We start from the raw sequence: 250 nt of genomic DNA on the forward strand, positions 1-250 counted from the left end.
CGTGTTGCGGGTCCCACTGCAGGGTGCGCGCAAGGCCGGGGTCGTCGAAATCGGCCAGTGCGCTGTCGAGCCGCGCGCACAGCCTGCCCATTTCGGCCATCACCTGCGCTGGCATGTGCTTGAGACGCGTCAACGGTTGACCGTCAATGTAGTCGAGCAGGCGTACCCGCAGCGGTTGGCCATCAACGTCCACGGCCAGCAAGTTTTCGCCGCTGTGCGCCGCACGTACTGCGGGCACCGACAGGCCGTG

1 protein-coding gene is annotated in these 250 nt (G+C 66.8%); it reads right to left on the reverse strand.

Annotation, left to right across the window (positions count from 1 at the left end; translation table 11 throughout):
* The coding region (locus tag SB754_RS21955) for a hypothetical protein (RefSeq protein ID WP_410784419.1) at positions 1-250 on the reverse strand (250 nt) is incomplete at both ends.

It is taken from the genome of Leifsonia sp. SIMBA_070 (assembly GCF_046534635.1).
Classification (GTDB): Bacteria; Actinomycetota; Actinomycetes; order Actinomycetales; family Microbacteriaceae; genus Leifsonia.